Source organism: uncultured Streptococcus sp. (genome assembly GCF_963521865.1).
Classification (GTDB): Bacteria; Bacillota; Bacilli; order Lactobacillales; family Streptococcaceae; genus Streptococcus.
Map to the genome: position 1 here is coordinate 1 of NZ_CAUQWY010000003.1, position 26,240 is coordinate 26,240.

General features: G+C 37.6%; 26 protein-coding genes, 1 tRNA gene, 1 pseudogene and 1 riboswitch. Of the genes and pseudogenes, 22 read left to right on the forward strand and 6 right to left on the reverse strand.

The annotated features are described in order from the left end of the window. Window positions 1-1,016 (reverse strand): peptidase T (pepT, locus tag RWO85_RS01530; RefSeq protein WP_314413553.1); only part of this gene is annotated, 1,016 nt, incomplete at its 3' end. Between the two features lie 152 nt (window positions 1,017-1,168). Here pepT and hemH point away from each other — a divergent pair. Further along, window positions 1,169-2,263, forward strand: a complete 1,095-nt coding sequence (gene hemH / locus RWO85_RS01535; RefSeq protein ID WP_314413556.1) for a ferrochelatase — start codon at window positions 1,169-1,171, stop codon at window positions 2,261-2,263. A gap of 41 nt (window positions 2,264-2,304) precedes the next feature. On the opposite strand, the gene mscL is transcribed toward hemH, so the two are convergent. Both mscL and RWO85_RS01545 read right to left on the reverse strand, forming a co-directional pair. Further along, entirely contained in the window at window positions 2,305-2,685 is a 381-nt protein-coding gene (mscL, locus tag RWO85_RS01540) for a large conductance mechanosensitive channel protein MscL (RefSeq protein ID WP_314413558.1), read from the reverse strand. A gap of 81 nt (window positions 2,686-2,766) precedes the next feature. Beyond that, window positions 2,767-3,198 carry a GtrA family protein gene (locus tag RWO85_RS01545; RefSeq protein WP_314413560.1) on the reverse strand — a complete coding sequence of 144 codons (432 nt, stop codon included), beginning with the start codon at window positions 3,196-3,198 and terminating at the stop codon, window positions 2,767-2,769. A gap of 28 nt (window positions 3,199-3,226) precedes the next feature. Then, window positions 3,227-3,323, forward strand: a riboswitch (PreQ1 riboswitch). Between RWO85_RS01545 and RWO85_RS01550 the strand changes: the two genes are divergently transcribed. From RWO85_RS01550 to dapA, 4 genes are all read left to right on the forward strand, one after another. Next, on the forward strand, window positions 3,321-3,830 hold the full coding sequence (locus RWO85_RS01550; protein ID WP_314413561.1) for a QueT transporter family protein: 510 nt from the start codon (window positions 3,321-3,323) through the stop codon (window positions 3,828-3,830). It overlaps the preceding riboswitch by 3 nt. A 99-nt stretch (window positions 3,831-3,929) precedes the next feature. Continuing rightward, window positions 3,930-4,002, forward strand: a tRNA-Thr gene (locus RWO85_RS01555). Window positions 4,003-4,379: 377 nt separating this feature from the next. Next, on the forward strand, window positions 4,380-5,456 hold the full coding sequence (locus tag RWO85_RS01560) for an aspartate-semialdehyde dehydrogenase (protein WP_000542462.1): 1,077 nt from the start codon (window positions 4,380-4,382) through the stop codon (window positions 5,454-5,456). A 55-nt stretch (window positions 5,457-5,511) separates the two neighbouring features. Next, the gene (gene dapA / locus RWO85_RS01565) at window positions 5,512-6,447 is read left to right on the forward strand and encodes a 4-hydroxy-tetrahydrodipicolinate synthase (RefSeq protein ID WP_153223670.1); all 936 of its coding nucleotides are present in this window, start codon (window positions 5,512-5,514) and stop codon (window positions 6,445-6,447) included. Window positions 6,448-6,493: 46 nt separating this feature from the next. Here dapA and mnmE read toward each other — a convergent pair whose 3' ends face one another. Both mnmE and RWO85_RS01575 read right to left on the reverse strand, forming a co-directional pair. Continuing rightward, window positions 6,494-7,867: a tRNA uridine-5-carboxymethylaminomethyl(34) synthesis GTPase MnmE gene (gene mnmE, locus RWO85_RS01570; protein ID WP_314413562.1), complete on the reverse strand. Its 1,374-nt coding sequence runs from the start codon at window positions 7,865-7,867 to the stop codon at window positions 6,494-6,496. A gap of 137 nt (window positions 7,868-8,004) precedes the next feature. Further along, the gene (locus RWO85_RS01575) at window positions 8,005-8,187 is read right to left on the reverse strand and encodes a 4-oxalocrotonate tautomerase (protein WP_001117401.1); all 183 of its coding nucleotides are present in this window, start codon (window positions 8,185-8,187) and stop codon (window positions 8,005-8,007) included. Window positions 8,188-8,310: 123 nt separating this feature from the next. Between RWO85_RS01575 and RWO85_RS01580 the strand changes: the two genes are divergently transcribed. The 13 genes from RWO85_RS01580 to RWO85_RS01640 all read left to right on the forward strand — a co-directional run bounded on the left by RWO85_RS01580 (window position 8,311) and on the right by RWO85_RS01640 (window position 20,222). After that, window positions 8,311-8,910: a thymidine kinase gene (locus tag RWO85_RS01580; protein WP_314413564.1), complete on the forward strand. Its 600-nt coding sequence runs from the start codon at window positions 8,311-8,313 to the stop codon at window positions 8,908-8,910. Continuing rightward, window positions 8,900-9,379, forward strand: coding sequence for a GNAT family N-acetyltransferase (locus RWO85_RS01585; protein WP_314413566.1), 480 nt, complete (start codon window positions 8,900-8,902; stop codon window positions 9,377-9,379). Before RWO85_RS01580 ends, RWO85_RS01585 begins: the two co-directional genes overlap by 11 nt. Window positions 9,380-9,388: 9 nt before the next feature. Further along, window positions 9,389-10,468 carry a peptide chain release factor 1 gene (gene prfA, locus RWO85_RS01590; RefSeq protein ID WP_314413568.1) on the forward strand — a complete coding sequence of 360 codons (1,080 nt, stop codon included), beginning with the start codon at window positions 9,389-9,391 and terminating at the stop codon, window positions 10,466-10,468. Next, window positions 10,468-11,304: a peptide chain release factor N(5)-glutamine methyltransferase gene (prmC, locus tag RWO85_RS01595; RefSeq protein ID WP_314413570.1), complete on the forward strand. Its 837-nt coding sequence runs from the start codon at window positions 10,468-10,470 to the stop codon at window positions 11,302-11,304. The genes prfA and prmC overlap by 1 nt, the downstream gene beginning before the upstream one ends. Next, the gene (locus RWO85_RS01600) at window positions 11,288-11,890 is read left to right on the forward strand and encodes an L-threonylcarbamoyladenylate synthase (protein WP_314413572.1); all 603 of its coding nucleotides are present in this window, start codon (window positions 11,288-11,290) and stop codon (window positions 11,888-11,890) included. Before prmC ends, RWO85_RS01600 begins: the two co-directional genes overlap by 17 nt. Before the next feature lies 1 nt (window position 11,891). Then, window positions 11,892-12,323 carry a GNAT family N-acetyltransferase gene (locus RWO85_RS01605; RefSeq protein ID WP_314413573.1) on the forward strand — a complete coding sequence of 144 codons (432 nt, stop codon included), beginning with the start codon at window positions 11,892-11,894 and terminating at the stop codon, window positions 12,321-12,323. A gap of 61 nt (window positions 12,324-12,384) precedes the next feature. After that, the gene (gene glyA, locus RWO85_RS01610) at window positions 12,385-13,641 is read left to right on the forward strand and encodes a serine hydroxymethyltransferase (protein ID WP_314413576.1); all 1,257 of its coding nucleotides are present in this window, start codon (window positions 12,385-12,387) and stop codon (window positions 13,639-13,641) included. A gap of 7 nt (window positions 13,642-13,648) precedes the next feature. Further along, window positions 13,649-14,623, forward strand: a complete 975-nt coding sequence (locus tag RWO85_RS01615) for a nucleoid-associated protein (RefSeq protein ID WP_314413578.1) — start codon at window positions 13,649-13,651, stop codon at window positions 14,621-14,623. After that, entirely contained in the window at window positions 14,623-15,237 is a 615-nt protein-coding gene (gene pmp23, locus RWO85_RS01620; RefSeq protein WP_000476378.1) for a cell wall hydrolase Pmp23, read from the forward strand. Before RWO85_RS01615 ends, pmp23 begins: the two co-directional genes overlap by 1 nt. A 73-nt stretch (window positions 15,238-15,310) precedes the next feature. Beyond that, window positions 15,311-16,285 (forward strand): DUF1002 domain-containing protein, encoded by a 975-nt coding sequence (locus RWO85_RS01625; protein ID WP_042751122.1) that lies wholly within the window; start codon window positions 15,311-15,313, stop codon window positions 16,283-16,285. A gap of 73 nt (window positions 16,286-16,358) precedes the next feature. Further along, window positions 16,359-17,732 (forward strand): 23S rRNA (uracil(1939)-C(5))-methyltransferase RlmD, encoded by a 1,374-nt coding sequence (gene rlmD, locus RWO85_RS01630; RefSeq protein ID WP_314413579.1) that lies wholly within the window; start codon window positions 16,359-16,361, stop codon window positions 17,730-17,732. 427 nt (window positions 17,733-18,159) lie between these two features. Next, complete coding sequence (locus RWO85_RS01635) at window positions 18,160-19,149, forward strand: Abi-alpha family protein (protein ID WP_314413580.1); 990 nt, start codon at window positions 18,160-18,162, stop codon at window positions 19,147-19,149. Between the two features lie 581 nt (window positions 19,150-19,730). Further along, window positions 19,731-20,222: a phosphoribosylanthranilate isomerase gene (locus RWO85_RS01640; RefSeq protein WP_314413581.1), complete on the forward strand. Its 492-nt coding sequence runs from the start codon at window positions 19,731-19,733 to the stop codon at window positions 20,220-20,222. Between the two features lie 758 nt (window positions 20,223-20,980). Here the strand turns inward: RWO85_RS01640 and RWO85_RS01645 are convergent. Further along, window positions 20,981-21,844 (reverse strand): helix-turn-helix domain-containing protein, encoded by an 864-nt coding sequence (locus RWO85_RS01645; RefSeq protein ID WP_314413582.1) that lies wholly within the window; start codon window positions 21,842-21,844, stop codon window positions 20,981-20,983. Window positions 21,845-22,194: 350 nt separating this feature from the next. Here RWO85_RS01645 and RWO85_RS01650 point away from each other — a divergent pair, with 350 nt between their 5' ends. The 4 genes and pseudogenes from RWO85_RS01650 to RWO85_RS01665 all read left to right on the forward strand — a co-directional run bounded on the left by RWO85_RS01650 (window position 22,195) and on the right by RWO85_RS01665 (window position 26,230). Further along, complete coding sequence (locus RWO85_RS01650; RefSeq protein WP_314413583.1) at window positions 22,195-23,490, forward strand: radical SAM/SPASM domain-containing protein; 1,296 nt, start codon at window positions 22,195-22,197, stop codon at window positions 23,488-23,490. A gap of 1 nt (window position 23,491) precedes the next feature. Continuing rightward, complete coding sequence (locus RWO85_RS01655) at window positions 23,492-25,063, forward strand: ABC transporter ATP-binding protein (RefSeq protein ID WP_314413584.1); 1,572 nt, start codon at window positions 23,492-23,494, stop codon at window positions 25,061-25,063. Between the two features lie 79 nt (window positions 25,064-25,142). Next, a pseudogene (locus RWO85_RS01660) lies at window positions 25,143-25,232 on the forward strand (ADP-ribosylglycohydrolase family protein); the annotation flags it as partial. A 113-nt stretch (window positions 25,233-25,345) separates the two neighbouring features. Beyond that, window positions 25,346-26,230 carry a diacylglycerol kinase family lipid kinase gene (locus RWO85_RS01665; protein WP_314413585.1) on the forward strand — a complete coding sequence of 295 codons (885 nt, stop codon included), beginning with the start codon at window positions 25,346-25,348 and terminating at the stop codon, window positions 26,228-26,230. Window positions 26,231-26,240 lie beyond the last annotated feature (10 nt).

Sequence of the window (26,240 nt, forward strand, 5' to 3'; positions counted from 1 at the left end):
TTAGCAATGGTAATTGGAGTCATATCTTTTTCAATGACTTCTTTCATATTGTAGTACTGGTCAGTCAAGTTTAGTGTGACACGGTCGCTACCAAGTTCTTGATTCATCTTATCAGTGATTGCTTGCATAGCTTTCTTACGAGCTTCAAAGGCATCCTTTTCAAAATCACGAATGATGTAGCTAGCACTCGCCTCCTCAACACTACCTGTCACATCCATAAGATGATAGAAACCTTGGTAGCCATCAGTTAACTCAGGACGGTCAGTTTCAGGGAGTTGATTATGGAAATCAATCGCTAGCTGAAGGGCGTTGACCATTTGACCTTTTGCAGTACCAGGATGGACATTACGACCTTGGAAATGCAATTCAGCACCAGCTGCTGAGAAAGTCTCGTACTGAAGTTCACCTAGTGGACCACCATCTACAGTGTAGGCAAAGTCAACATCAAAATCTTCTGCATCAAATTTATTAGCACCAACACCGATTTCCTCATCTGGACCAAAACCAACACGAATTTCACAGTGTTTGATTTCAGGATGGGCAGTCAGATATTCAATAGCAGTCATAATTTCAGCAATTCCTGACTTGTCATCAGCACCTAGCAAGGTTGTTCCATCAGTTGTAATGAGCGTTTGGCCTGGATATTTCTCCAGACTCTTAAAATCAGCTGGATCCAGTTTGAAACCAGAATTTCCAAGTTCAATCACACCACCATCGTAGTTTTCAATTACCTGTGGATTGATTCCTTCGGCATTAAAATCAGCAGTATCCATGTGGGAGATGAAGCCAATTTTACGTGTTAACGATGGATCATTGGCTGGCAAGGTACCAATCGCAAAACCATTTGGAAGGTAGTAGACGTTTTGCAGTCCAACACGTTTCATTTCAGGGACAAGAACATTGGTTGCGAAGTCAACCTGACTCTGCGTACTTGGAGTAGTAGTAGAGTGTTCATCAGAGCGCGTGTTGACTTTAACATATGTTAAGAAACGATCCAAGAGATTTGAGTAAGTCATAAAAACTCCTTTTGAATTTATTTTTTCCATTGTATCATAGAAAGAAGAGAAAAACAAAAGACAGAAGAGTGAGAATATCACTATCTTGGCGTTTACTTATTAGTAGATAAATGATAAAATAAAATTGATAAAAACATCACAAGGAAGTAGTTATGAAAAAAGCAATTTTAATGATGACCTTCGGTTCGCCAGAAGAGATTACCTTTGAAGGTGTGGCTGATTTTTTCACAAATATTCGTCGTGGAGTGAGACCTCAAGATCACGAGATTCAAACCCTCTATGACAATTATGTGCGAATTGGAGGGACCCCTCTGCAAAGAATTACCCGTGAAGAAGTTGCCTTGGTTGAATCTAGGCTAGGTAATGAATACAGTGTCTACTTTGCTAATAAGTTTTCCAGTCCCTTTATTCCAGATGTGATTGGTCAGATGGAAGCAGACGGCATTGAGCAGTGTATTTGCTTGATTTTGGAGCCTCATTATTCTTTCTATTCTGTCATGGGCTATGAGAAATTTTTAGAAAGCAAACAAATTCAATTTTTGGTTATTAAGGATTGGTATCAAGAAGAAGCTCTCTTAAACTATTGGGCAGATGAAATTGCTAAGATTTTAAAAGATGAAGTGAAGCAAGATAGCTTTAAAGTCATCTTTTCAGCCCATAGTGTACCTATTTTTGCCTTGGATTTTGGTGACCCCTATATCGACCAAATTTTTGAAAATAGCAAGTTAGTCGCTGAAAAACTAGGTTTGAGTTCCGAGCAATATACCAATACTTGGCAAAGTGAGAGTGATATCGGTATTCCTTGGATTAAGCCAGATGTATTAGAGTACCTCAGAGAACAGACAGAACATCCAGAGCATTATATTTTTGTTCCTATCAGCTTCATCAGTGAGCACATTGAGGTCTTGTTTGACAACGATGTAGAATGTTATGACTTGTGTCAGGAATTTGGGGTAAACTACCATCGTCCACCAATGCCAAATACAGATTCTCGTTTGATTGATGCCTTGGTTAATACCGTCAGAGCTAATGAGGACAAAGAATTTAAGGAATTTCTCCCAGAAGAAGAAACCTTTGATGAATTAGTTCCTTCAGATGAGACTAAAAATATCTTGGCCGAATCTCAAGATTTACAAATGCCTGAATTTGTGAAAAAACTGATTGAGAAAAAAGGTCGTGAAAATGTTAAAATGCCTTATCTTATTAAGAAAATGCTTGAGAAAGCAGGTAAATTACCCAAAGAGTAAAGAAAAAAGGATTTAGCTTCGCGCTAGATCCTTTTAATCGATTATTTTTTCTCAAGAAGGGCTTTGATTTCTTGAAGTACTTCCAATTCAGTTGGACCAGCTGGAGCTTCCTCAGCAGGTTCTTCTTTTTTAGTAAGGCTTTGAGCTTTTTCCATTGCTTTAATCACAAAGAAGAGAACAGTACCGACAACAAGGAAGTTGATAATAGCACTCAAGAATTTACCATATGTAACACCATTCCATGCAAGCTCAGCGATATTTTGTACTTTCGCAGCTTCCAAGGCTGGGTTCAATAGGAGTGGAGTGATGATATCATTAACAAATGAAGTAACGATAGCACCAAAAGCAGAGGCAATGATCACACCGACAGCAAGGTCAACAACATTACCACGAAGCAAAAATGCTTTAAGATCTTTTAACATTTTCTTAATCCCCTTTCAAAAATTTTTACTATTTATTATATATTAATTAAGAAAAGCTTGCAAGATATATGCCTAGAAATTTTATTTGTTAAAAACATAGACCTTACTTAAAATGTAATTAAGAATAATTATCAATAATTGTGCAATTATCGTTTCTATTGCATTTATCTTATCAAGATTTTCATTTACAAATTGCCCTATAATATGAGGGAATTGAGTTACAAACAGAAAAGTAAAGAGCAAATCTAACAGAAAAGTAGAAAGGCGAGCAAGAAAAAATTTCACTAAACGGATAAGTCGATTCTTCCTTGCTTGCTTAAACACAATCGTATCATTTGTAATAAAGGCAAATAGGATACCAATAATATTTGCTAGGGCAGTAGCGAGAAGTTCTTTATGAGTTAGTTGATAAATGACCAATCGGGAGAGAATAGAAACTAGAGTTGTCGCAAGGCCAAAGAAGAGATAGGCAAAAATTTCATTGTTAAAAATTTTTTGAATATATTTTTTCATGTATTAAGTATAGCATAAAGCAGGCTATTGTGCTATACTAGTAAGGTTGATTGAATCAACCCTTGGTGCTTAGCTTCTTTCACCAAGCATATTACACGCGGGAAACCGCCAAAGGAGAAAAGATGAAAAAATTAACTATTCGTGATGTTGCAGATATCGCAATCGTCGCTGCTATCTATGTCGTTTTGACTGTCACACCGCCTCTAAATGCCATCAGCTATGGTGCTTATCAGTTCCGTATTTCAGAAATGATGAACTTTATGGCTTTTTACAATCCTAAGTACATCATCGGAGTTACTATCGGTTGTATGATTGCTAATTTCTTTAGCTTCGGACTGCTAGATGTCTTTGTTGGTGGTGGTTCAACCTTGATATTCCTCAGTCTAGGTGTTTGGCTTTTTGCAAAATATAGCAAAGATTACCTCTTTAATGGATTAATTCGAAAAGATCATTTCTTTTTTTCAATCCTCTTTTCAATTTCCATGTTTACTATCGCTGCAGAATTGAATATCGTAGCGCAATTACCATTCTTCCTTACTTGGTTCACAACAGGTATCGGTGAATTTGCTTCATTGATTATTGGAGCGATTATTATCGGTAAAATTGGTCGTCGAATCGATTTAAGCAAATAGAAGAAGACAAGCTAGGTAGCTCTTACCTGGCTTTTTCTTATTGAAAATTTCTAAGGAAACTTGACAAGTTTTTCTAATTGTAGTATACTTTTTAGGTAAGCTGATTTAGCTCAGTTGGCAGAGCGCATCCATGGTAAGGATGAGGTCGCCGGTTCAATCCCGGCAATTAGCATAATATTTACAGGGAAACTCTTGAACACAAGAGTTTTTTTATGCTCGCGAGAAAAAATTCTGACTTTTGTATAATAAAAGTCATCCTGCAAAAATTTCTTATTGACAAAACCACTTATTTCTAGTAATATAATAGACGCGATGAGTCGATAGGTAGTCTTCGGGCTACTATTGAGCATAAGGAGGTCATAACGCAGGAGCGGACCTTGATGAGTTGTGTGAACCTGCTCATCACATGAAGATGCCTCTTAGTCCCTGGTCTAGCGACTGGGGATTTTTATTTTCCAAAAAATGATGAAAAAGCTTTGCAATTCATGGAAAAAGTAGTATAATACTTCTATTATAGAAATTTTTAGAAAATTCCGAAAGAGGTTATTTATGGGATATACAGTTGCTGTAGTCGGCGCGACAGGTGCTGTCGGAGCTCAGATGATAAAAATGTTGGAAGAATCAACACTTCCAATCGATAAAATCCGTTTACTTGCTTCTGCACGTTCAGCGGGCAAGACTTTAAAATTTAAAGATCAAGATATTACGATTGAAGAAACGACTGAAACAGCTTTTGAAGGAGTTGATATTGCTCTCTTTTCAGCAGGTGGTTCTACATCAGCTAAATATGCACCATACGCAGTGAAGGCTGGAGCGGTAGTAGTAGATAATACATCTTACTTCCGTCAAAATCCAGATGTTCCTTTGGTTGTTCCAGAGGTCAATGCTCATGCACTTGATGCCCACAACGGTATCATTGCCTGCCCTAACTGTTCAACAATTCAAATGATGGTGGCGCTTGAGCCAGTTCGCCAAAAATGGGGCTTGGACCGTATCATTGTTTCAACTTACCAAGCAGTTTCAGGTGCTGGTATGGGAGCAATTCTTGAGACACAACGTGAACTTCGTGAAGTCTTGAATGATGGGGTGAAACCACGTGATTTGCATGCCGAAATCTTACCTTCAGGCGGTGACAAGAAACATTATCCTATCGCTTTTAATGCTCTTCCACAAATCGATGTCTTCACTGACAATGATTACACTTACGAAGAGATGAAGATGACTAAGGAAACTAAGAAAATTATGGAAGATGACAGCATTGCAGTATCTGCAACATGTGTGCGTATTCCAGTCTTGTCAGCTCACTCTGAGTCTGTTTATATCGAAACAAAAGAAGTGGCTCCAATCGAAGAAGTCAAAGCAGCTATCGCAGCCTTCCCAGGTGCTGTTCTCGAAGATGATGTAGCTCATCAAATCTATCCGCAAGCCATCAATGCAGTTGGTTCACGTGATACCTTTGTTGGTCGTATCCGTAAAGACTTGGATGCAGAAAAAGGAATTCACATGTGGGTTGTTTCAGATAACCTTCTCAAAGGTGCTGCTTGGAACTCAGTTCAGATTGCAGAAACTCTTCATGAACGTGGCTTGGTTCGTCCAACAGCCGAATTGAAATTTGAATTAAAATAGTCATATCGTTTAGGAGTTCAGATGAACTCCTTCTTTGAAATAGAGAGGTGTTTTCATGTCTTATCAAGATTTAAAAGAGTGTAAAATCATCACAGCCTTTATTACTCCCTTCCACGAGGATGGTTCCATTAACTTTGATGCCATTCCAGCCTTGATTGAGCATCTGTTGGCCCATCATACGGATGGCATTCTTCTTGCAGGGACGACTGCTGAGAGTCCGACATTGACTCACGATGAAGAGTTGGAACTCTTTGCAGCTGTACAAAAGATTGTCAATGGACGTGTTCCTTTGATTGCGGGTGTGGGTACCAATGATACGCGTGACTCTATCGAGTTTGTCAAAGAAGTAGCAGAATTTGGTGGTTTCGCAGCTGGGCTTGCTATTGTTCCTTACTACAACAAACCTTCTCAAGAAGGAATGTATCAGCACTTTAAGGCCATTGCAGATGCTTCTGACCTACCAATTATTATCTATAATATTCCAGGTCGTGTGGTTGTCGAATTAACTCCAGAAACCATGCTTCGTTTGGCTGACCATCCAAATATTATTGGTGTCAAAGAATGTACGAGCTTGGCTAATATGGCTTATTTGATTGAGCACAAGCCAGAAGAGTTCTTGATTTACACAGGTGAGGATGGAGATGCTTTCCATGCCATGAACCTTGGTGCGGACGGGGTTATTTCTGTTGCCTCTCATACAAATGGGGATGAAATGCACGAGATGTTTACGGCCATTGCAGAAAGTGATATGAAGAAAGCCGCAGCAATTCAGCGTAAATTCATTCCTAAAGTCAATGCTCTCTTCTCTTATCCAAGTCCTGCTCCAGTTAAGGCTGTTCTTAACTACATGGGATTTGCAGCTGGCCCAACACGCTTACCTTTAGTTCCAGCACCAGAAGAAGATGCCAAACGTATTATCAAAGTCGTCGTAGATGGCGACTACGAAGCGACCAAGGCAACCGTAACAGGGGTCTTAAGACCAGATTATTAATGAAGACAATAAAATCCATGACCGAATGAAGGATCATGGATTTTTCTTATTTTCCTAAACAAAATTGGCTAAAAAGTTGGGTAATGAGTTCATCTGGTGCAGCATCCCCAGTGATTTCTCCGAGGATTTCCCAAGTACGAGTCAAGTCAACTTGAAGCAAGTCAACTGGCATACCTAGTTCCAGCCCTTCATTAACAGCCTGTAGGCTTCCAACAGCCTTCTCAATCAAGGAAATATGACGGGCATTTGACAAGTAGGTAGCATCGTGCTCAACCAAACCAGCATTTTCAAAGAAGAGGTTGTTGATTCTCTCTTCAATCTTGTCGATGTTTTGGTTTTTAAGGACTGAAATACGAATAACGTCTTCAGGAAGTTCTGAAGTTTCAATCATTTCTGGTAGGTCAGTTTTGTTAAGAAGAATAATTCGGTTGGTATCCTGACTGATTTCAAGAAGTTGACGATCTTGGACTGTCAGCGGTTCACTAGCATTTAACACTAGTAGTACCAAGTCAGCTTCTTTGAGGGCTTTTTTCGAACGCTCAACACCGATTTGTTCTACAATGTCATCTGTTTCACGAATACCGGCTGTATCAATCAATTTGAGAGGTACTCCATTGATGTTGACGTATTCTTCGATGACATCACGGGTGGTACCGGCGATGTCGGTTACGATGGCCTTGTCTTCACGCAAGAGGTTGTTGAGCAGGCTAGATTTCCCAACGTTGGGACGGCCTATGATAGCAGTGGAAATTCCCTCACGGAGGATTTTACCGCGACGGGCTGTTCGAAGCAGATTGGTTAGCAATTGCTCAAACTCCCTAGTCTTTTCACGGACAACAGCAGTAGTAGTTTCCTCAACATCGTCATACTCAGGATAATCAATATTAACCTCGACTTGGGCAAGCGTATTGAGGATTTCTTGGCGAGTATTATTGATAAGATCAGAAAGGGAGCCGTCTAATTGCTTAACTGCAATGTTCATAGCCTTGTCTGTCTTAGCACGGATGATGTCCATCACGGCTTCAGCCTGAGTCAAGTCCACACGACCGTTTAAAAAGGCACGTTTGGTAAATTCACCAGGTTCTGCCAATCGAGCTCCTTCACGGATAGCTAGTTGGAGAATCTCATTGGTCACGGCAATCCCACCGTGGGTGTTAATCTCGATAATATCCTCACGAGTGAAGGTCTTTGGAGACTTCATAGCCCCAACCATAACCTCGTCCATGACTTTTCCTGTCTGAGGGTTAACGATGTGACCGTAGTTAAGTGTATGGCTAGCAACCTTGTTTAGATCTTTTCCTTTAAAAATTTTCTGTGCAATAGCAAAACTTTCAGTTCCGCTCAAGCGGACAATACCAATAGCCCCTTCACCTAGTGGAGTAGAGATAGCAGCGATGGTATCAAATTCACGTGTAATCATAATGTTTCCTTTAATAAATAGCTCTTTTCTTGGAATTTTTTCCAAGTCTCTTTTCAAATTGTAACAAATTTGAACTATTTCTTCAATGGATGCTACTTGGAGATTGAAAAAGCCTAAGCAATTCTGCTTAAGCTAGCTTATTTGGTGCGCATTTCACCTTGAGGGAAGTAAGTTCCTTCTGGCATGTCGTTGATGATGACATGGACAGCAGATTGAGGTGCTCCAGTGTTACGGACAACAGCTTCCGTTACTTCCTTAGCAAGAGCCTTCTTTTGCTCGAGCGTGCGTCCTTCAAATAAATCGATGCGTACAAATGGCATAATAGCTTCCTCCACTAGTTTTTGATTTCTTCTATTTTACCACATTTTGCCGTTTAAAGCTTAAGAAAATTATGATATACTAGAATGTAGCAAAAATTTAGAAATGGACGTGAAGCAAGAAACATGGCACAGTTGTATTATCGTTATGGGACCATGAACTCTGGTAAGACGATTGAGATTCTCAAGGTGGCCTATAACTATGAGGAGCAAGGAAAAGGTGTTGTGATTATGACCTCGGCTCTGGATACGCGTGACGGTGTTGGCTATGTGTCGAGCCGTATTGGCATGAAACGCCCTGCCATTGCGATTGAGGAAACGACGGATATCTTCGGCTATATCCGAGACCTATCAGAAAAAACTTACTGTGTGTTGGTTGATGAGGCCCAGTTTCTCAAGCGTCACCATGTTTACGACTTAGCTCGTGTTGTTGATGAGTTAGACATACCCGTCATGGCTTTTGGTTTGAAAAATGACTTTCGCAATGAACTGTTCGAAGGTTCCAAGTATCTCTTACTCTTAGCAGACAAGATTGACGAAATCAAGACCATCTGTCAGTATTGTAAGAAAAAGGCGACTATGGTTTTGCGAACACAGGATGGACTGCCCGTTTACGATGGAGAACAGATCCAGATTGGTGGTAATGAAACCTATATCTCAGTTTGCCGTAAACATTATTTTGCGCCAATGATAACCTCTAACAAGGAGCAAAACTATGACAATTGAACTAAGAGATGTTACAATGGAAAATTATTTTGAGGTTTTGAATTTGGATGTCAAGGGATATCAAAAACAATTCATTGCAACAAACGCAATTAGTTTAGCTGAAGCATACGTCTACACTAAAAATGGAGATTTTGTAGCTCCATTGGCAGTTTATGATAATGATGCAATTATAGGTTTTGTGATGTTAGCTTATGACAAAAAAATCGGAATTAGTAATGGAAATTATTTACTATTTCGTTTCATGATTGACAAGCATTTTCAAGATCAAGGATATTTTAAACCAGTAATGGATAATGTGCTAGACTATGTTCGGACAGCGCCAGCAGGTTTAGCCAATAAACTTTGGTTATCTTATGAACCAGAAAATGAACATGCAAGATCTTGTTACCTCAGTTATGGATTTAAAGAAACTGGGGAAATATTTGAGAACGAAGTAGTAGCAGTCTATGATTTAACAATTGAGAAATAAGGAGAAAAAATGAACATCTATGATCAACTACAAGCTGTAGAAGACCGTTATGAAGAATTAGGAGAATTGCTGAGTGACCCGGATGTGGTCTCTGATACCAAGCGTTTCATGGAGCTTTCAAAAGAAGAGGCTTCTACTCGTGATACGGTAACAGCCTACCGTGAGTACAAACAAGTTCTTCAAAACATCGTCGACGCTGAAGAGATGATTAAAGAATCAGGCGGAGATGCGGACTTGGAAGAAATGGCCAAGCAAGAGCTCAAGGATGCCAAGGCTGAAAAAGAAGAATACGAAGAGAAATTGAAAATCTTGCTTCTTCCAAAGGATCCAAACGATGACAAGAATATCATCCTTGAAATCCGTGGAGCAGCTGGTGGAGACGAAGCGGCACTTTTCGCTGGAGACCTTCTAACTATGTATCAAAAGTATGCGGAAGCCCAAGGCTGGCGCTTTGAAGTCATGGAAGCCTCTATGAATGGTTTCGGCGGTTTCAAAGAAGTGGTTGCCATGGTTTCAGGTCAATCTGTATACTCTAAACTCAAGTATGAATCAGGTGCCCACCGTGTGCAACGTGTCCCTGTGACAGAAAGCCAAGGTCGTGTCCATACATCAACTGCCACAGTTCTTGTCATGCCTGAAGTTGAAGAAGTAGAATATGATATTGATCCAAAAGACCTTCGTGTCGACATCTATCACGCCTCTGGTGCTGGTGGACAGAACGTCAACAAGGTTGCGACTGCCGTTCGTATCGTTCACTTGCCAACCAATATCAAGGTTGAGATGCAGGAAGAACGTACCCAGCAGAAGAACCGTGAGAAGGCCATGAAAATCATCCGCGCGCGTGTTGCTGACCATTTTGCTCAGATTGCTCAGGATGAACAAGACGCTGAGCGTAAGTCGACAATCGGTACTGGTGACCGTTCAGAACGGATTCGTACTTATAACTTCCCACAAAACCGTGTCACGGACCACCGTATCGGCTTAACCCTCCAAAAACTAGATACCATCTTGTCTGGTAAATTGGATGAAGTTGTGGACGCCTTGGTGCTCTATGACCAAACGCAAAAACTAGAAGAATTAAACAAATAATGAAATTAGCTCAATTATTTTCAGATTTTGAAGAAGAGTTGATAAGACAAGGAGAGGAAGCTGAAAGCCTCTCTTTTGTCTATCGTAGCTTGAAAAATCTCTCTTTTACAGACTTTGTCTTTGCCCTCCAGCAAGAGGTGACAAAAGAGGAAGAAGTATTTGTAAAAGGAATTTTCCAACAGTTAGCAGCTCATAAACCGGCCCAGTACATCATCGGTCATGCAGATTTCTTTGGAATACGGTTAAAAGTTGATGAACGGGTTTTGATTCCTCGTCCAGAAACTGAGGATTTAGTGGGGCTTATCCTGGCTGAAAATTCTGAGGAAAGTCTTAAGGTCCTAGATATCGGGACTGGAAGTGGAGCTATAGCCCTTGCCTTAGCAAAAAACAGACCAGCTTGGTCAGTGACAGCAGCGGATATTTCCCAAGATGCTTTAGATGTAGCTAGCGAAAATGCTAAAAATCAAAATCTTCAAATATTTTTAAAAAAATCTGACTGTTTTACAGAAATTTCTGAAAAATATGATATAATTGTTTCCAATCCACCCTATATCTCTCGTGAAGATGAGTCAGAGGTTGGCTTGAATGTTTTGTATTCAGAGCCTCATCTAGCTCTCTTTGCAGACGAGGATGGCCTAGCTATTTACCGTAGAATTGCGGAAGATGCAAAAGCCTATCTCAAAGATGGTGGTAAGATTTACCTTGAAATTGGATACAAGCAAGGTCAAAGTGTTCCTGAACTTTTTAGGAAGCATCTTCCTGAAAAACGTGTAAGAACACTTAAGGATCAATTTGGTCAAGATAGGATGGTCGTGATTGATGATGGACAGGATTAGGCAAGAGTTGGAAAAGGGTGGAGCTGTTGTTCTGCCTACAGAGACGGTTTACGGTCTCTTTGCCAAGGCTCTAGACGAAAAAGCAGTTGATCATGTATACCAGCTCAAACGTCGTCCTAGAGACAAGGCACTTAATCTCAATGTTACCTCTTTAGAGGATATCTTGAACTTTTCAAAGAATCAGCCAACTTATCTACAAAAACTTGTAGAGACCTTTTTGCCAGGTCCCTTGACCATTATTCTCGAAGCTAATGATAGAGTCCCCTATTGGGTTAATTCTGGTCTTGCAACTGTTGGATTTCGGATGCCCAGTCACCCCATTACCCTTGATTTGATTCGAGAGACAGGTCCCTTGATTGGGCCGTCTGCTAATATCTCAGGTCATGCAAGTGGAGTGACCTTTGCTCAAATTCTAGAGGATTTTGACCAAGAGGTTTTGGGGCTAGAAGACGATGCTTTTCTAACTGGACAGGATTCAACTATTTTGGATTTGTCTGGAGACAAGGTGAAAATCTTACGCCAAGGGGCGATTAAGCGAGAAGATATCCTTGCTCGGTTGCCAGAGATTTCTTTTGAGGAGGCATGAGATGCTAAGAAATTTAAGAGAAACTGATGTGAAAGCTATATGTGACATTAACCAAGAAGCTTTGGGCTATTCTTTTAGTCTAGATGAAACGGATAGCCAACTAGCTAGACTGGCTCAGGATTCCCATCATTTCCTACTTGGCTATGAGGATGAAGCTAGTCATGCCTTGCTTGGATATGTCCACGCTGAGGTCTATGAATCACTTTATTCCAAAGCAGGATTTAATATCTTAGCTTTAGCAGTTTTACCTCAAGCGCAAGGTCAAGGTATCGGTAAAAGCTTACTGCAAGGGTTGGAGCAAGAAGCAAAAAGACGCGGTTATGGGTTTATCCGCTTAAACTCTGCCGATCATCGTCTGGGTGCTCATGCATTTTATGAAAAAGTTGGTTATACTTGTGATAAAATGCAGAAACGGTTTATTCGCATCTTTTAGTTTGATTTTCTAATAAGAAAATTAAACTAATGGACTAGTCACACAATAAAGGAGAAGACCTATGATTTTTGACAAAGATGATTTTAAAGCATATGATGCTGATCTCTGGAATGCTATTGCCAAAGAAGAAGAACGACAACAAAACAACATTGAGTTGATTGCTTCAGAAAACGTAGTTTCCAAGGCTGTTATGGCAGCTCAAGGGTCTATCTTGACGAATAAATACGCCGAAGGCTACCCAGGACGCCGTTATTATGGTGGAACTGATGTGGTAGACGTAGTAGAAACTCTAGCCATTGAACGCGCAAAAGAAATTTTCGGTGCTAAATTCGCTAATGTCCAACCACACTCAGGAAGCCAAGCCAACTGTGCGGCTTACATGGCCTTGATTGAGCCTGGCGATACGGTTATGGGAATGGATTTGGCAGCAGGTGGTCACTTGACTCATGGTGCTCCTGTTAGCTTCTCAGGTCAAACCTACAACTTTGTTTCTTATAGTGTGGATCCTGAGACCGAATTCTTGGACTTTGATGCTATCTTGAAACAAGCCCAAGAAGTAAAACCAAAATTGATTGTAGCAGGTGCTTCAGCCTATTCTCAAATTATCGACTTTTCAAAATTCCGTGAAATTGCGGACGCTGTTGGGGCTAAACTCATGGTAGATATGGCACATATTGCTGGTTTGGTTGCAGCTGGTCTTCACCCAAGCCCAGTACCATACGCTCATATCACTACAACAACGACCCACAAAACCCTTCGTGGACCACGTGGTGGTTTGATTTTGACTAATGATGAAGAACTTGCCAAGAAAATCAATTCAGCTATTTTCCCAGGTATTCAGGGGGGGCCTTTGGAACATGTTGTTGCTGCTAAGGCAGTTTCCTTCAAAGAAGTATTAGATCCAGCCTTCAAGGAATATGCTACTAATGTTATCAAGAACAGCAAGGCTATGGCAGATGTCTTCTTGCAAGACCCTGATTTCCGTATCATTTCTGGCGGGACTGAAAACCACCTCTTCCTAGTTGATGTAACTAAAGTTGTAGAAAACGGAAAAGTTGCTCAAAACTTGCTGGATGAAGTCAATATAACCCTAAATAAAAACTCAATCCCTTACGAAAGCTTGTCACCATTCAAGACAAGTGGGATTCGTATCGGAGCAGCAGCTATTACTGCACGTGGATTTGGTGAAGAAGAAAGTCGCAAAGTGGCTGAGCTTATCATTAAAACTCTTAAGAATGCGGAAAATGAAGCTGTCTTAGAAGAAGTGAGAAGTGCAGTTAAAGAATTGACAGATGCCTTCCCATTATACGAGGACTAAAACTTTTATGGACATTTATATTAAGAAAGCTATTATTCATCAGTTTAGCCCGGATGATACCGAGCTGTTTCTAGCGGATAAGTTTCTCAATATCACTCCAAAAATCGAAGAATACTTGCGTAAAAAAATTGAACGTGTGTATTCAGATGAAGCCAAGACTGGGATTTTCGAAGAAGAAAATCCCTTCTTCAATCATATTACAGACGATTTGTTGGAAACATCAGTAAAGCTGGCTAATCTCTGGAAAGAAGAGTTTAGCATTTCTGAAAATCTCAAGACTAATGACTTGATTTTTGTGCAATTTTCTAAAGAAGGTGTAGAACATTTTGCTTTCTTGCGAATTGCCCTGCGTGAGACCTTGATCCACCTCGGTGGAGAGGTTGATAACCCCATCAAGCTAACTCAGAATAACCTGCCTGGATTTGGAACGGGTGCTGACGAAGCCTTGGTGGTCAATCTTCAGAGTCGCAAGTACCATCTGATTGAAAAACGAATCAAGTACAACGGGACTTTTTTGAACTATTTTTCAGATAATCTTCTTGCTGTCGCTCCTAAGATTTCTCCTAAGAAATCTATCAAAGAACTGGAAAAAACGGCCCAGAGAATTGCTGAGACTTTTAACACAGATGATTTTCAATTTCAATCCAAGGTCAAATCAGCGATTTTCAACAACCTAGAAGAAAGCAATGAATTGTCACCTGAAAAATTGGCTAATGACCTTTTTGACAACAATCTGACAGCTCGTTTGAGCTTTATTGACCAAGTTAAAGAAGCTGTTCCAGAACCTGTTCAATTTGATGAAATTGATGCCAGTCGCCAATTAAAGAAATTTGAAAACCAAAAACTCTCCTTGTCAAATGGAATTGAGCTCATCGTTCCCAATAACGTCTATCAAGACGCCGAGTCTGTTGAGTTTATCCAAAACGACAATGGAACCTACTCTATCTTAATCAAAAATATCGAGGATATTCAAAGTAAATAATGTTTAAACGAATTCGAAGAGTGCTTGTACTAGCAGTCTTCCTTTTTGCTGGCTATAAAGCTTACCGCGTTCACCAAGATGTCAAGCAAGTTATGACCTATCAACCCATGGTGCGCGAAATATTGAGTGAAAAAGACACCCCAGCAAACGAAGAGCTCGTGCTCGCTATGATTTATACCGAAACAAAAGGAAAAGAAGGCGATGTCATGCAGTCCAGTGAGTCTGCAAGTGGCTCCACCAACACTATCAATGATAATGCCTCCAGCATTCGGCAAGGTGTACAAACTCTGACAGACAATCTCTATCTGGCCCAGAAAAAGGGTGTTGATGTTTGGACGGCTGTGCAAGCCTATAATTTTGGACCTGCCTATATCGATTTTATAGCCCAAAATGGCAAGGAAAATACACTTGCACTGGCCAAACAGTACTCTCGTGAGACTGTTGCTCCCTTGCTGGGTAATACCACTGGAAAGACTTATAGTTATATTCACCCCATTTCCATTTTTCACGGTGCCGAACTCTATGTAAATGGAGGAAACTATTACTATTCTAGACAGGTGCAACTAAACCTTTACATCATCAAATGTTTCACTCTCTTTTCAACATCTGGCTAGTCCAGGTGTTTTTGTTATAAGTTTTCTTTAAGATAGATATATTACTCTAGAAAGGTAAAGGAGGAAATTCCCTATGAGAAAGAAACTCTTTCTGACCAGTGCTGCGGTCTTGTGGGCGGTAACAGCTATGAATAGCGCCCATGCAGCAACAGATGTGCAAAAAGTCATCGATGAAACCTATGTCCAACCTGAATATGTCCTAGGTTCATCACTGTCTGAAGACCAAAAAAATCAAACCCTTAAAAAACTGGGCTACAATGCCTCAACAGACACCAAAGAACTCAAGACCATGACACCTGATGTCTATTCTAAAATCATGAATGTCGCCAATGACTCTAGTTTACAATTGTATTCATCAGCCAAGATTCAAAAACTAGGTGACAAGTCGCCACTTGAGGTCAAGATTGAAACACCAGAAAACATCACTAAAGTGACGCAGGATATGTACCGAAATGCAGCAGTAACCTTGGGTGTGGAACACGCCAAAATCACTGTAGCAGCCCCTATTCCAGTTACAGGTGAGAGTGCCTTAGCAGGGATTTACTATTCGCTAGAAGCTAATGGAGCCAAGGTGCCACAAGCCAATAAAGACTTGGCTCAAGAAGAGTTAAAGGCTCTGTCAGATATCAATGCTGAAAACAAAGACAAATCAGGCTATGATGCCAATAAATTAAATGTTGCCCTAGCTGATATCAAATCAGGACTCGCCAAAGCTAAAGAAAGCAAGGGAAATCTGACAGAGGAAGATGTCCGTAAAATTGTTGAAGATACCTTAAAAAATTACAAACTTGATCAGGTGATAACAGGAAACCAGATCAATATCATCATCAATTTTGCTTTGAATCTCTCAAAGAGTGATATCCTCAGCAATGCAGACTTCACTAAAACCCTGAATGACCTTAAACAAAGCATCGTATCACAAGCTGGCGACAGTTTTAAAAATATCAACCTTAACTTTGATGCGGATAAGGCGCTAGAGGACGGCGGTAATTTCCTAAGCTCCCTCTGGCAAGCCATTGTCAACTTCTTCAAGAGTTTTGGTTCTTAAGAAATTTCATGGTATAATAGATGGTAACCGTAACGTTGCCGTCTTTTTTGTCGGTCAATAGAAAGAGAAGAGAATGTTAAAGAAAAATGATATTGTAGAGGTTGAAATTATTGATTTGACCCATGAAGGTGCAGGAGTTGCCAAGGTGGATGGTTTGGTCTTTTTTGTCGAGAATGCTTTACCAAGTGAAAAAATCCTCATGCGAGTCCTCAAGGTTAATAAAAAGATTGGTTTTGGGAAGGTTGAAGAATACCTTGTTCAATCACAACACCGTAATCAAGATCTAGATTTGGCTTACCTTCGTTCAGGAATCGCGGATTTAGGTCATCTTGCTTATCCAGAACAGCTCAAGTTTAAAACTAAGCAAGTCAAGGACAGTCTATACAAGATTGCTGGAATTGCTGATGTAGAGGTTGCTGAAACTTTAGGTATGAAAAATCCAGTCAAGTACCGCAATAAGGCGCAGGTCCCTGTTCGTCGAGTAAATGGTGTCTTGGAAACTGGCTTTTTTCGTAAGAATTCCCATGACCTCATGCCTCTAGAAGATTTCTTTATCCAAGATCCTGTGATTGACGAGGTAGTAGTGTTCCTACGCGACTTGCTCCGTCGTTATGATGTGAAACCTTATGATGAAAAGGAACAAGCTGGCTTGATTCGGAATCTTGTGGTGCGTCGCGGACACTATTCAGGTCAAATTATGGTTATTTTGGTAACAACTCGTCCCAAAGTTTTTCGTGTGGAGCAATTGATTGAACAAATCATCAAGCAGTTCCCAGAGATTGTGTCTGTCATGCAAAATATCAACGACCAGAATACCAATGCGATTTTTGGTAAGGAATGGCGCACACTTTATGGACAAGATTTTATCACTGACCAGATGTTGGGAAATGACTACCAAATCGCTGGACCCGCTTTTTACCAAGTCAATACTCAAATGGCTGAGAAACTCTATCAGACAGCCATTGACTTTGCTGCATTAAAAGAAGATGATGTGGTCATTGATGCCTATTCTGGTATTGGGACGATTGGCCTCTCTGTTGCGAAACATGTCAAGGAAGTCTATGGTGTGGAAGTAATTCCAGAAGCGGTTGAAAATAGCAAGAAGAATGCCCAACTGAACAATATTTCAAATGCCAACTATGTCTGTGACACAGCTGAAAATGCCATGAAGAATTGGCTCAAGGAAGGAATTCAACCAAGTCTTATTCTAGTGGACCCACCGAGAAAAGGACTCACAGAAAGCTTTATCAAGGCAAGTAGCCAAACAGGAGCAGACCGCCTTGTCTATATCTCATGTAATGTCGCAACCATGGCGCGTGATATCAAACTCTACCAAGAATTGGGATATGAATTGAAGAAAGTACAGCAGGTTGATTTGTTTCCTCAAACGCATCACGTGGAGGCAGTATCACTGCTTGTACGAGCTGATTTGTTGTTAAAAAATTAAAATAAGTAATTGATTTAAAAAGGGCAGAAAATTAATATATAATGATTCCTTAATAAAGAGAATGTACTCATAGAAAGATTTAATAACATGGAGAAGAATATTTTAATTGATAAGAATAGTTAGGATATCAAAAATATTAAAATTTGTATGCTATTAATCTATCAGAGAAGACACTAGTAGATTGATATTAAAACATCTAAGAATAAATCAAGATACTCGTTAGTTAGTAGTTCCTAAAATTTTAATGCAAATTGTATTTTGGCAGTGTTGAGCAATAGTAGGATTGTTTTAAGAATCTTTATAGGTGAACAAATAGATATATGTTTTACAGGTGTGCATATATTATAAACTGACGATATAAAAAGCGTGATTGTTTTCATCCGTCTATTTTGTTATAATGATAAAAACAATATTTTAGGAGGTAGTTATGTCAAATAATGAGATTAATCCAATGGGTAATGTTGTGAGTCAAGCTTTAGCAAAAGAATTGGAAGGTGTATTCTCTCCATTAAAACAGTGGATTTACTCTACATTTACTTATAAACTTGAGTTGAATTATTTAAAAAGAAAAAAGGAGGTTGCAAAATATATCGATTCTTATGATCCAAATCTTGAAGATTTTGAGGTGAAACCTATTTTTGATGCTGATTCAGTGAGAAAGTACATTGACGAAATTATTTTTGAGGCACAGAAAATAGCACCAAAAGATTTAGTGTTCCCAGATAAAGTTTTAATTGGAACTATAATAAATTCATCTCAATATTTCATAGACGACGAAATATTAAGAAAAAATTACGCTAAATTACTTGCAGCTACTCTAGATAATTCAAAAGCTAATTTAGTTCACAAGTCATTCGCAAAGACTTTAGAAGAACTTTCTCCTATTGAAATAAAAATTATTGATAAGCTATTTAGAGAGAATTTCTTAGTTTATTGTGATTCTATTAGAGTCTATAATATTTCATTTAAGGAAAATCCAGATAAAAATCTACTCGAGAAAAGTAAAAAAATACATATTCCAGTTGAACCCGTAGTATTTTTCAAGGATGATACATCTGTTGTTAACGAACTAAGTTTTTTAGACTTATCTACTAGTTTGAGCATACTTCAAAAGACAAATTTAGTTAAATCAACAGTATTAGCAGCACATTCATTAGATAATACAAATCTGAGTTTTAATCAACAAGAAATCAATAGGTTAGCTAAAAAATATATCAAGTCTCCAAAAAAGATTGCGAGAAAATTGCTCAATGAATACTATAATTTGACTGAAGACGATTATCAATTTGCTATCGAACCTAATCTACAGTATTATGAGTTGACCAATTATGGAAAAGCGTTTTGCAATATAATTTATCCGACAACGGATGAAAAATCAATTCAGATTGAACATGGTGAACCCCCCCTTAGTTCCTAATGGTATAAGCGGGTGGTTTATTTGTCTCGCACCTTACGGAGCGAGATGGACTAATAGTCACATAAAATCAAAGCCAACACCGAAAATAGTATACTTAATAAGGTTTATTATCTAAAAACAAAAACAGTTAATTATGGATATTGGAAGGACAAAATATCAACTTATATTTCGAGTAAGAACAGGTGAAACGTATAAGGAAATACTAAAGCTAATCAAGGGAGAAACAGACAAGATGTAAAGTTGTCAAAGAAATTTTCTTTATGTCCTTGACGAAGATTCTTAAAGGGAACAAAAGTCCATTAGTATGCATGATATTGGAAGACAACAGATATGATATAACAATTTAACTTCAAAAAGAACATAAAATAAAACAGGCGGTGGTAAATGTATTTTTCAACAGATATGAGACAGACCATCTATATAAGATAAACATGCTATTACGAAACAAAAAACTTTTGCTTACTGAATATTATGATAAGAAACATGTATCTGCTAAACTTTCGGAAAAGAAGTATAGGGAAGTTTGATGGGGCAGTAAGATTTATATTAAATATTGATCCATATCAACGATTGGAGGAGGAATGAATTCTCTATTTGATGAATTTCGAACAATTTGTTCTCATTTAAACCAAGTCGGAATCACTCCGACGCTCATGGGGTCTTTGGGGTTTGAATACCAATCAAATGAAGAATGGGGGCCGTCTGACATTGACATTCATGTGTCTGGTGACCCTAGAGGTTGGGAAGCACCCGATCATCTCAGAATTTATGAGTGGGACAAGATAATGAAAGTGATGAAACACTTAGGCTACGCCTTAATAGATATTCATGAGCATGAATTCCAAAAAGATGGTCTGAGTGTTGAGTTCGGAAGTATCGATTCTTTACCTGATTTTGCAGGAGTTTCGGAATCAGATATTGAGCTGATTCATCTCGAAAACATCACTTTTCGCATTCCAAATCTAGAACAGTTTTTAAGTATTTACAAGGCTTCTTCCCAAGATTCCTATAGAAATGAGCACAATAACAATAAGGATTTTAAAAAGATCGAGTGGCTGGAAAGACATTTGTAAATTATCATATGAAAAGTAGTAAGTTGTAAGACTGGCTGTTATGTTATTTTTATTATCATTTTTATTGGTTATTTCATTTATACTATATTGGCTAGTAATAGAATTAGTAGGGAAAAGTAATTTTAACTTTAGATTAGTATATCCATTATTGAAAGTAACGATTTGCTAATTAGATGATCTATGTTAAAGAATTATCTATTATAATTTAAAGTGGAGTGATGAATGTCGTTTCTTTTGAAGTGGTGAAAATCTTTCCGTTCCACAGTATCATTCTAAAATGATTTTTACTGCCTTTCGTTTATTAGTATAAAAGAAGAATATTACCATATGTTGAGTGTGTAAGTTTGTTAGTGAAACGAAGTTAATCCATGGGATAGCTGTCATAGAGTAAGGAGGTTACGACGAAACGATACGGTTACAGCGAACCACTGAATGTGTAGTGTTGCTACAACGAAAAAAAGGTGAAAATCCTTGATTTTAAGCTATTTTACAAGCATTTTGTCTTTGTAGATAAAGGCAATTTTGACATCAAAAAAGTCCTAAAAAGGCACATAGATGTAAATGTATTTGTAGATATCGTTCGCGTATCGGAAAAATGAATACAACAATAAATATTTATTTATTAAGAAGTTAGGAAAAAGCCTTTAAAATTAGAAAAACGCATAGTATCAGGTATTGAATGAACAACCTTGATATTGTGCGTTTTATTGTTGGAAGATTTATTTTATTTTCTCCTGAAGTTGAGTTTTTGCTCAGATTCAATTTTTAGTATCTGCAGATGAAATTTTTTCTTTAAAGTAATCATCCCACTTATTGGCTTCATCTTTTGTAAAGAGTAGAGAAACAGTTTTAAGTATTGTTTGATGAATGTTATCGGCTTCTTCTTTGTCACACCAAATATACATATAGATTGCTTTGAATTCAGATATACATAATTTCTCATATGTAAAATATGTAGGAAACTGTTTACGAGATAATAATTGGAGCAGTGCTTTGCTGGCATTTTTTTCACGTCTTGCTAAAAGAACAGACAGACAATTAATGACAGTATCAATTTTTATGCGATCTAGATTGTTTCGCAGTTGATTGGGAGTGTTTTTTAAAATACTATCTGTAAATAGGACTATAGCTTCTGTCGTAAAGTGATGAACAATATTTCCTAGCAAGCCAACATCTAAATTGGTCCAATAATCTAAGGAGAAAAAATAATCTGTCAATTCAGAAATAATTTCAGGTGTGGGGTCTTTTTCTTGAAGTTTAGAAATTATAACATCAAGAACTAAAGAGATAATATGGTAGATGTAGTGTTTTTTAGCGACAAAAAACTCTTGAAATGTTTCACGCTTTTGTATGAGAACTGCAATATCTTGAGTTTGTAGAGCGTTCTCCACTTGGGTCATCAATTCTAGAAACTCTGCATCTTGAAAAGCACTCCATTCAAATACTTCGTTGATTTCAACAACCATAAAACCAAGTAATTGTAATAACACATCATTAGATAGATTTGTTTTCCCTTTTTCAAAATCAGAAATGCTACTTGCGCTGCCTGCGACATTGGCTAGATCTCGTAGTGATAGCTTGCGTTGTTTTCGAATGGCTTTAAATTTTTCTTGAATATTCATGTACGGATTTCCGAATTTCTTCTTTACACTTTTTTTAATATTATATAATAATGGTATCAAAATTGAAAGGAGTTTTATTATGGTTATCCAAGAAATTGTCGAACACGACATGGAACAGGACTATGGAATTGAATTTAATAATTTAGTCTGTGGTGCTGGTTGCTAGTAATTTTATTAGCTAAGTTGCTATTTAATTGAACAGTAAAATTCCACATATTTTTGAGATACACTGTTTAATTAGAGTGTTAAAAGGTAATAAAAATATGCTTTTATTATCTCAGTGTATTGTAGTGTGCAGAGTACGATTTTGAGATTAACTCTGCACGCTGTTTCTTGATGGAGAAGATGAGATGAAGTATTCAAATTATGTAATAGAATTGAAAAAAGAAAATCATACCTTCTTATTTAATACCAAGAACAATATTTCTTTGAAAATTGAAAATAAACTTTTGGATAAGATTGAGAAGGATAATCATATCAAAAGCGAGTTTGAATCTTTTTTAAAATCTCAAGATTTTGATGAAAAAGAAAATGAGTTAGACAAAATGATTGAGTTATTTAGGAAAAGGGATGAAACAACTTTGAGAATTATTATTTTAGCTCATGGTGATTGTAATTTTAGATGCAAATATTGTTATGAAAAATTTTCAAATTGTACTATTACATCTCAAAAAACTGGAATAATAGATTTTGTAAATCAAAAATTATCTGAGAAAAACTTTGAAGACTTACATGTATCTTGGTTTGGAGGAGAACCATTACTAGGATATCGAGATATTTTAGATCTTTCAAAGGAATTGATTGCAATTTCTCAAAAGTTAGGGATTCGCTATCACGCTGATATGACAACGAACGGATATTTGTTAAATCGTACAGTATTAGATCGATTAGTGACAGAATGTTACGTGAAAACATACCAAGTTACAGTAGATGGTTCTCGTGAAGGGCATGACAATCAGCGTATTTTGAAAAATGGTCATGGTTCCTATGATCGCATTATGAAAAACTTAAAAAATGCAATAAATTTAGAATCTCAATTCCATGTTATGATTCGCTTGAATGTTTCCCAGGAAAATTATAAGAATGTTGAGAAATTTTTATTAGAAGATGCACAGGTTTTTAAAAATGATAAGCGATTTCATCTGTTGTTCCGAAATGTAGGAGATTGGGGATGCGGTGATAGAAAAGAAGGATACGAGGTAAAACGATTTGAGTCAGATGTTTCTTTTGAATTATCAAAAAGTGCAATTAAATTAGGGTACAGATTATTTGATGATTTTGTATTCAGAAGTAATTATTCATCATGTTATGCTCAAAGACCAAACTCTTATACGATTGACACAAAAGGGAATCTATTAAAATGTACGGTTAGTCTTTATGACGAAGAAAATAAAATAGGTGAACTAGGAAATAGTGTCATTAACGAGAACAATCAAAAAAGATGGGTACATTCTTATCAATTTGACTCAAAATGTCAAAAATGTCAATTGTTGCTAGTTTGTAAGGGTGGAGCTTGCCCTAAGAGAGATATTTTCAATGAGACTAGTTTTGAGGAAAAATGCTTCAAAATGAGAAGAAATATTATGAATAATTTTGAGTTATCAATTTGTTCAAATAATATAAATTATGAATTGAAAGCTGACTAAGATGAAAATAATCGTAAAAATCATTTCAAAATGGAAACTACTTGGTTTCGTTATCTTTGCTTTACTGTACTCTTGTCAGGGCTTGTTGATTTCACTGATTATCCAAATGGCCGGCTCTGTGGACATTGAGAATAGAGGGATGATTGTAATCTTTGGATTGTTGAGTCTTACTTTCTTTATCTTTATTTATATTTGCATGTACTTCAATAACATTCTTCTACGTTCCATCATCAAAGATATCAATTTGTTTATTTCTAAGAAAGCTTTGCGTTTATTTGCTGAAAAAAGATTAGAGTATTCAGCATCTGAATTTAATTCTTTTTTAACCCAAGATATTCCAATGTTTTGGAAGGAATATTTATCTCCACTTTTTTTATATCCTATATTTGGCACCTCTATCCTAGTGTCTGTCATGTATTTAGTATCACAGGATGTTGTGGTTGGTCTACTCTTTACCATAGGTGGCTTTCTCATGATCATTCCTCAATTTGTTTTTCATAAACTATTGAAAAGACGTGGTGAAGAACTGAGTAAAGTTAGAGAAATCAGTTTAGCCAATATCACAGATTTTTCAGCAGGGATTAATACTATTGTTTCAAATAGAGTTGAACAAGAATATTGTCAACATGTTTATGATACTATTGATAAGATGGAGTCTGGTCAATATCGTTACTATACAAGTCATAATTTGGTTATGTTTTGGACAGGTCCTTTGAAAGGACTAGGGCTAGTGGGGCCTTTTGTGATTGGAATGGTGATGATGTCTACCACCCATCTTTCCTTGACTGTTTTGATTGCCATGATGACAGCATCTATGAATCTGATTTCTCCATTGCAACAACTCTTGGAAGCAACCTCTACGCTTCAATCAGCGACAGTAGTAAAAGAAAAAGTGCTGAATATTCTTTTAAAAGAGGATATTAAACGGGAAGAGGTATCTGAAACATTCCCAACCACTCTCGGAATATCTATAAAAAATGTTAGCAAGAAATATGCAGATAAGATTATTTTTGATGACATAAGTGTAAGTATGGAAGCTGGGAATCGAGTCTTGCTTACAGGAGCCAGCGGTAGTGGCAAATCAACCTTGTTTCACATCTTGACTGGGGATGATAGAAACTATGACGGAGAGATTTGCTTTTTAGATGGACATGGCAAGAAGTATGCACCAAGTCATGACTTGGTATCTGCCATTCATCAAAAACCTTATATTTTTAAAGGGACGCTACGGGCAAATGTATCTCTTTACCAAAATTATAACGATAATGATATCAGAAAGGTACTGCAAAGGGTTCAACTATGGGATGAACTGGGGCAGGATTTTGATTATTATCTCGATGGAAACAATCTTTCAGGTGGACAGATGATGAAAATCGAGATTGCTAGAGCGTTGTTGAGACCAAGACCAATTTTACTAGCAGATGAAATCACCGCTGCACTAGACAAACAAAATGCAGATGAAATTCATAAACTACTATTTTCTCAACCAGTTACGATTTTAGAAATTGCCCATAAGTTTCATCAAGATGAATATGAGAAAGTTTATACATTAAATAATGGTAAAGTTCTGTAAAGTAACTAAGAAGAAAATTCTAAATAATTTAGGAATTAGGGTAAAAAAGTAGCTGAGCAAGATTGTTCAGCTGTTTTTTAATTGGATAAAGGAAAAGGCCTGTTCTTGCTTGGATGAACACTTAAAAGATGTAGTTATGCGATGGGAAAATAGAATAAAAGCGTATTAATCTCCAGTACGTCTGATTTCTATTTTTTGAGTTTTCATTATATAATAGCATTATATGTAATGGTAAATGCAGCTACGCTAACATTTCTATTTAAAAATTAAGGAGTATTATCAATGAAAAAAGCAATGGTAATTATTAACCCTACTTCTGGTGGGGAGAAGGCTTTGGATTACAAAGAAAAGCTGGAGAATAAAGCAAAAGAATACTTTGAGCACGTAGAAACTAAAATTACCGAAAAAGCTTTGGATGCAACACATTTTGCTGAAGAAGCTTCTCGTGAGCAGTACGATGCAGTGGTTGTGTTTGGTGGAGATGGGACTGTCAACGAAGTCATTTCAGGTATTGCTGAGAGAGACTACATTCCTAAGTTGGGTATTATCCCAGGCGGTACGGGTAACCTCATTACAAAACTTTTGGAAATCAATCAAGACATCGATGGCGCGATAGATGAACTGGATTTTGATTTAACCAATAAGATTGATATCGGAAAAGCAAATGACAACTATTTTGGTTATATCTTTAGTATCGGTTCACTTCCTGAGGCGATTCACAATGTTGAAATTGAAGATAAGACAAAATTCGGTATTTTAGCCTATGCTGTAAATACCATGAAGTCTGTTATGACGGATCAGGTCTTTAACATTAAGGTTGAGACAGAAAATGGAAATTATGTTGGTGAAGCTAGTCATGTTTTGGTTATCTTGACAAATTACTTCGCCGATAAGAAAATCTTTGAAGAAAACAAGGACGGCTATGCCAACATTTTGATTCTAAAAGATGCTTCTCTATTCTCCAAATTATCCGTTATTCCTGATTTACTAAAAGGTGATGTTGTGGCAAATGATAATATCGAGTATATCAAAGCGCGTAATATTAAAATTTCTTCTGATAGTGAGTTGGAGTCAGATGTTGACGGCGATAAATCGGATAACCTACCTGTAGAAATCAAAGTCCTAGCTCAGCGAGTAGAAGTATTTTCAAAACCCAAAGAGGATTAGTATATAGAGA

Bases quoted from the DNA above. Each gene is read 5' to 3' on its own strand.
- hemH (WP_314413556.1), top strand. From the start codon at position 1,169: ATGAAAAAAGCAATTTTAATGATGACCTTCGGTTCGCCAGAAGAGATT.
- mscL (WP_314413558.1), bottom strand. From the start codon at position 2,685: ATGTTAAAAGATCTTAAAGCATTTTTGCTTCGTGGTAATGTTGTTGAC.
- RWO85_RS01545 (WP_314413560.1), bottom strand. From the start codon at position 3,198: ATGAAAAAATATATTCAAAAAATTTTTAACAATGAAATTTTTGCCTAT.
- RWO85_RS01550 (WP_314413561.1), top strand. From the start codon at position 3,321: ATGAAAAAATTAACTATTCGTGATGTTGCAGATATCGCAATCGTCGCT.
- RWO85_RS01560 (WP_000542462.1), top strand. From the start codon at position 4,380: ATGGGATATACAGTTGCTGTAGTCGGCGCGACAGGTGCTGTCGGAGCT.
- dapA (WP_153223670.1), top strand. From the start codon at position 5,512: ATGTCTTATCAAGATTTAAAAGAGTGTAAAATCATCACAGCCTTTATT.
- mnmE (WP_314413562.1), bottom strand. From the start codon at position 7,867: ATGATTACACGTGAATTTGATACCATCGCTGCTATCTCTACTCCACTA.
- RWO85_RS01575 (WP_001117401.1), bottom strand. From the start codon at position 8,187: ATGCCATTTGTACGCATCGATTTATTTGAAGGACGCACGCTCGAGCAA.
- RWO85_RS01580 (WP_314413564.1), top strand. From the start codon at position 8,311: ATGGCACAGTTGTATTATCGTTATGGGACCATGAACTCTGGTAAGACG.
- RWO85_RS01585 (WP_314413566.1), top strand. From the start codon at position 8,900: ATGACAATTGAACTAAGAGATGTTACAATGGAAAATTATTTTGAGGTT.
- prfA (WP_314413568.1), top strand. From the start codon at position 9,389: ATGAACATCTATGATCAACTACAAGCTGTAGAAGACCGTTATGAAGAA.
- prmC (WP_314413570.1), top strand. From the start codon at position 10,468: ATGAAATTAGCTCAATTATTTTCAGATTTTGAAGAAGAGTTGATAAGA.
- RWO85_RS01600 (WP_314413572.1), top strand. From the start codon at position 11,288: ATGATGGACAGGATTAGGCAAGAGTTGGAAAAGGGTGGAGCTGTTGTT.
- RWO85_RS01605 (WP_314413573.1), top strand. From the start codon at position 11,892: ATGCTAAGAAATTTAAGAGAAACTGATGTGAAAGCTATATGTGACATT.
- glyA (WP_314413576.1), top strand. From the start codon at position 12,385: ATGATTTTTGACAAAGATGATTTTAAAGCATATGATGCTGATCTCTGG.
- RWO85_RS01615 (WP_314413578.1), top strand. From the start codon at position 13,649: ATGGACATTTATATTAAGAAAGCTATTATTCATCAGTTTAGCCCGGAT.
- pmp23 (WP_000476378.1), top strand. From the start codon at position 14,623: ATGTTTAAACGAATTCGAAGAGTGCTTGTACTAGCAGTCTTCCTTTTT.
- RWO85_RS01625 (WP_042751122.1), top strand. From the start codon at position 15,311: ATGAGAAAGAAACTCTTTCTGACCAGTGCTGCGGTCTTGTGGGCGGTA.
- rlmD (WP_314413579.1), top strand. From the start codon at position 16,359: ATGTTAAAGAAAAATGATATTGTAGAGGTTGAAATTATTGATTTGACC.
- RWO85_RS01635 (WP_314413580.1), top strand. From the start codon at position 18,160: ATGTCAAATAATGAGATTAATCCAATGGGTAATGTTGTGAGTCAAGCT.
- RWO85_RS01640 (WP_314413581.1), top strand. From the start codon at position 19,731: ATGAATTCTCTATTTGATGAATTTCGAACAATTTGTTCTCATTTAAAC.
- RWO85_RS01645 (WP_314413582.1), bottom strand. From the start codon at position 21,844: ATGAATATTCAAGAAAAATTTAAAGCCATTCGAAAACAACGCAAGCTA.
- RWO85_RS01650 (WP_314413583.1), top strand. From the start codon at position 22,195: ATGAAGTATTCAAATTATGTAATAGAATTGAAAAAAGAAAATCATACC.
- RWO85_RS01655 (WP_314413584.1), top strand. From the start codon at position 23,492: ATGAAAATAATCGTAAAAATCATTTCAAAATGGAAACTACTTGGTTTC.
- RWO85_RS01665 (WP_314413585.1), top strand. From the start codon at position 25,346: ATGAAAAAAGCAATGGTAATTATTAACCCTACTTCTGGTGGGGAGAAG.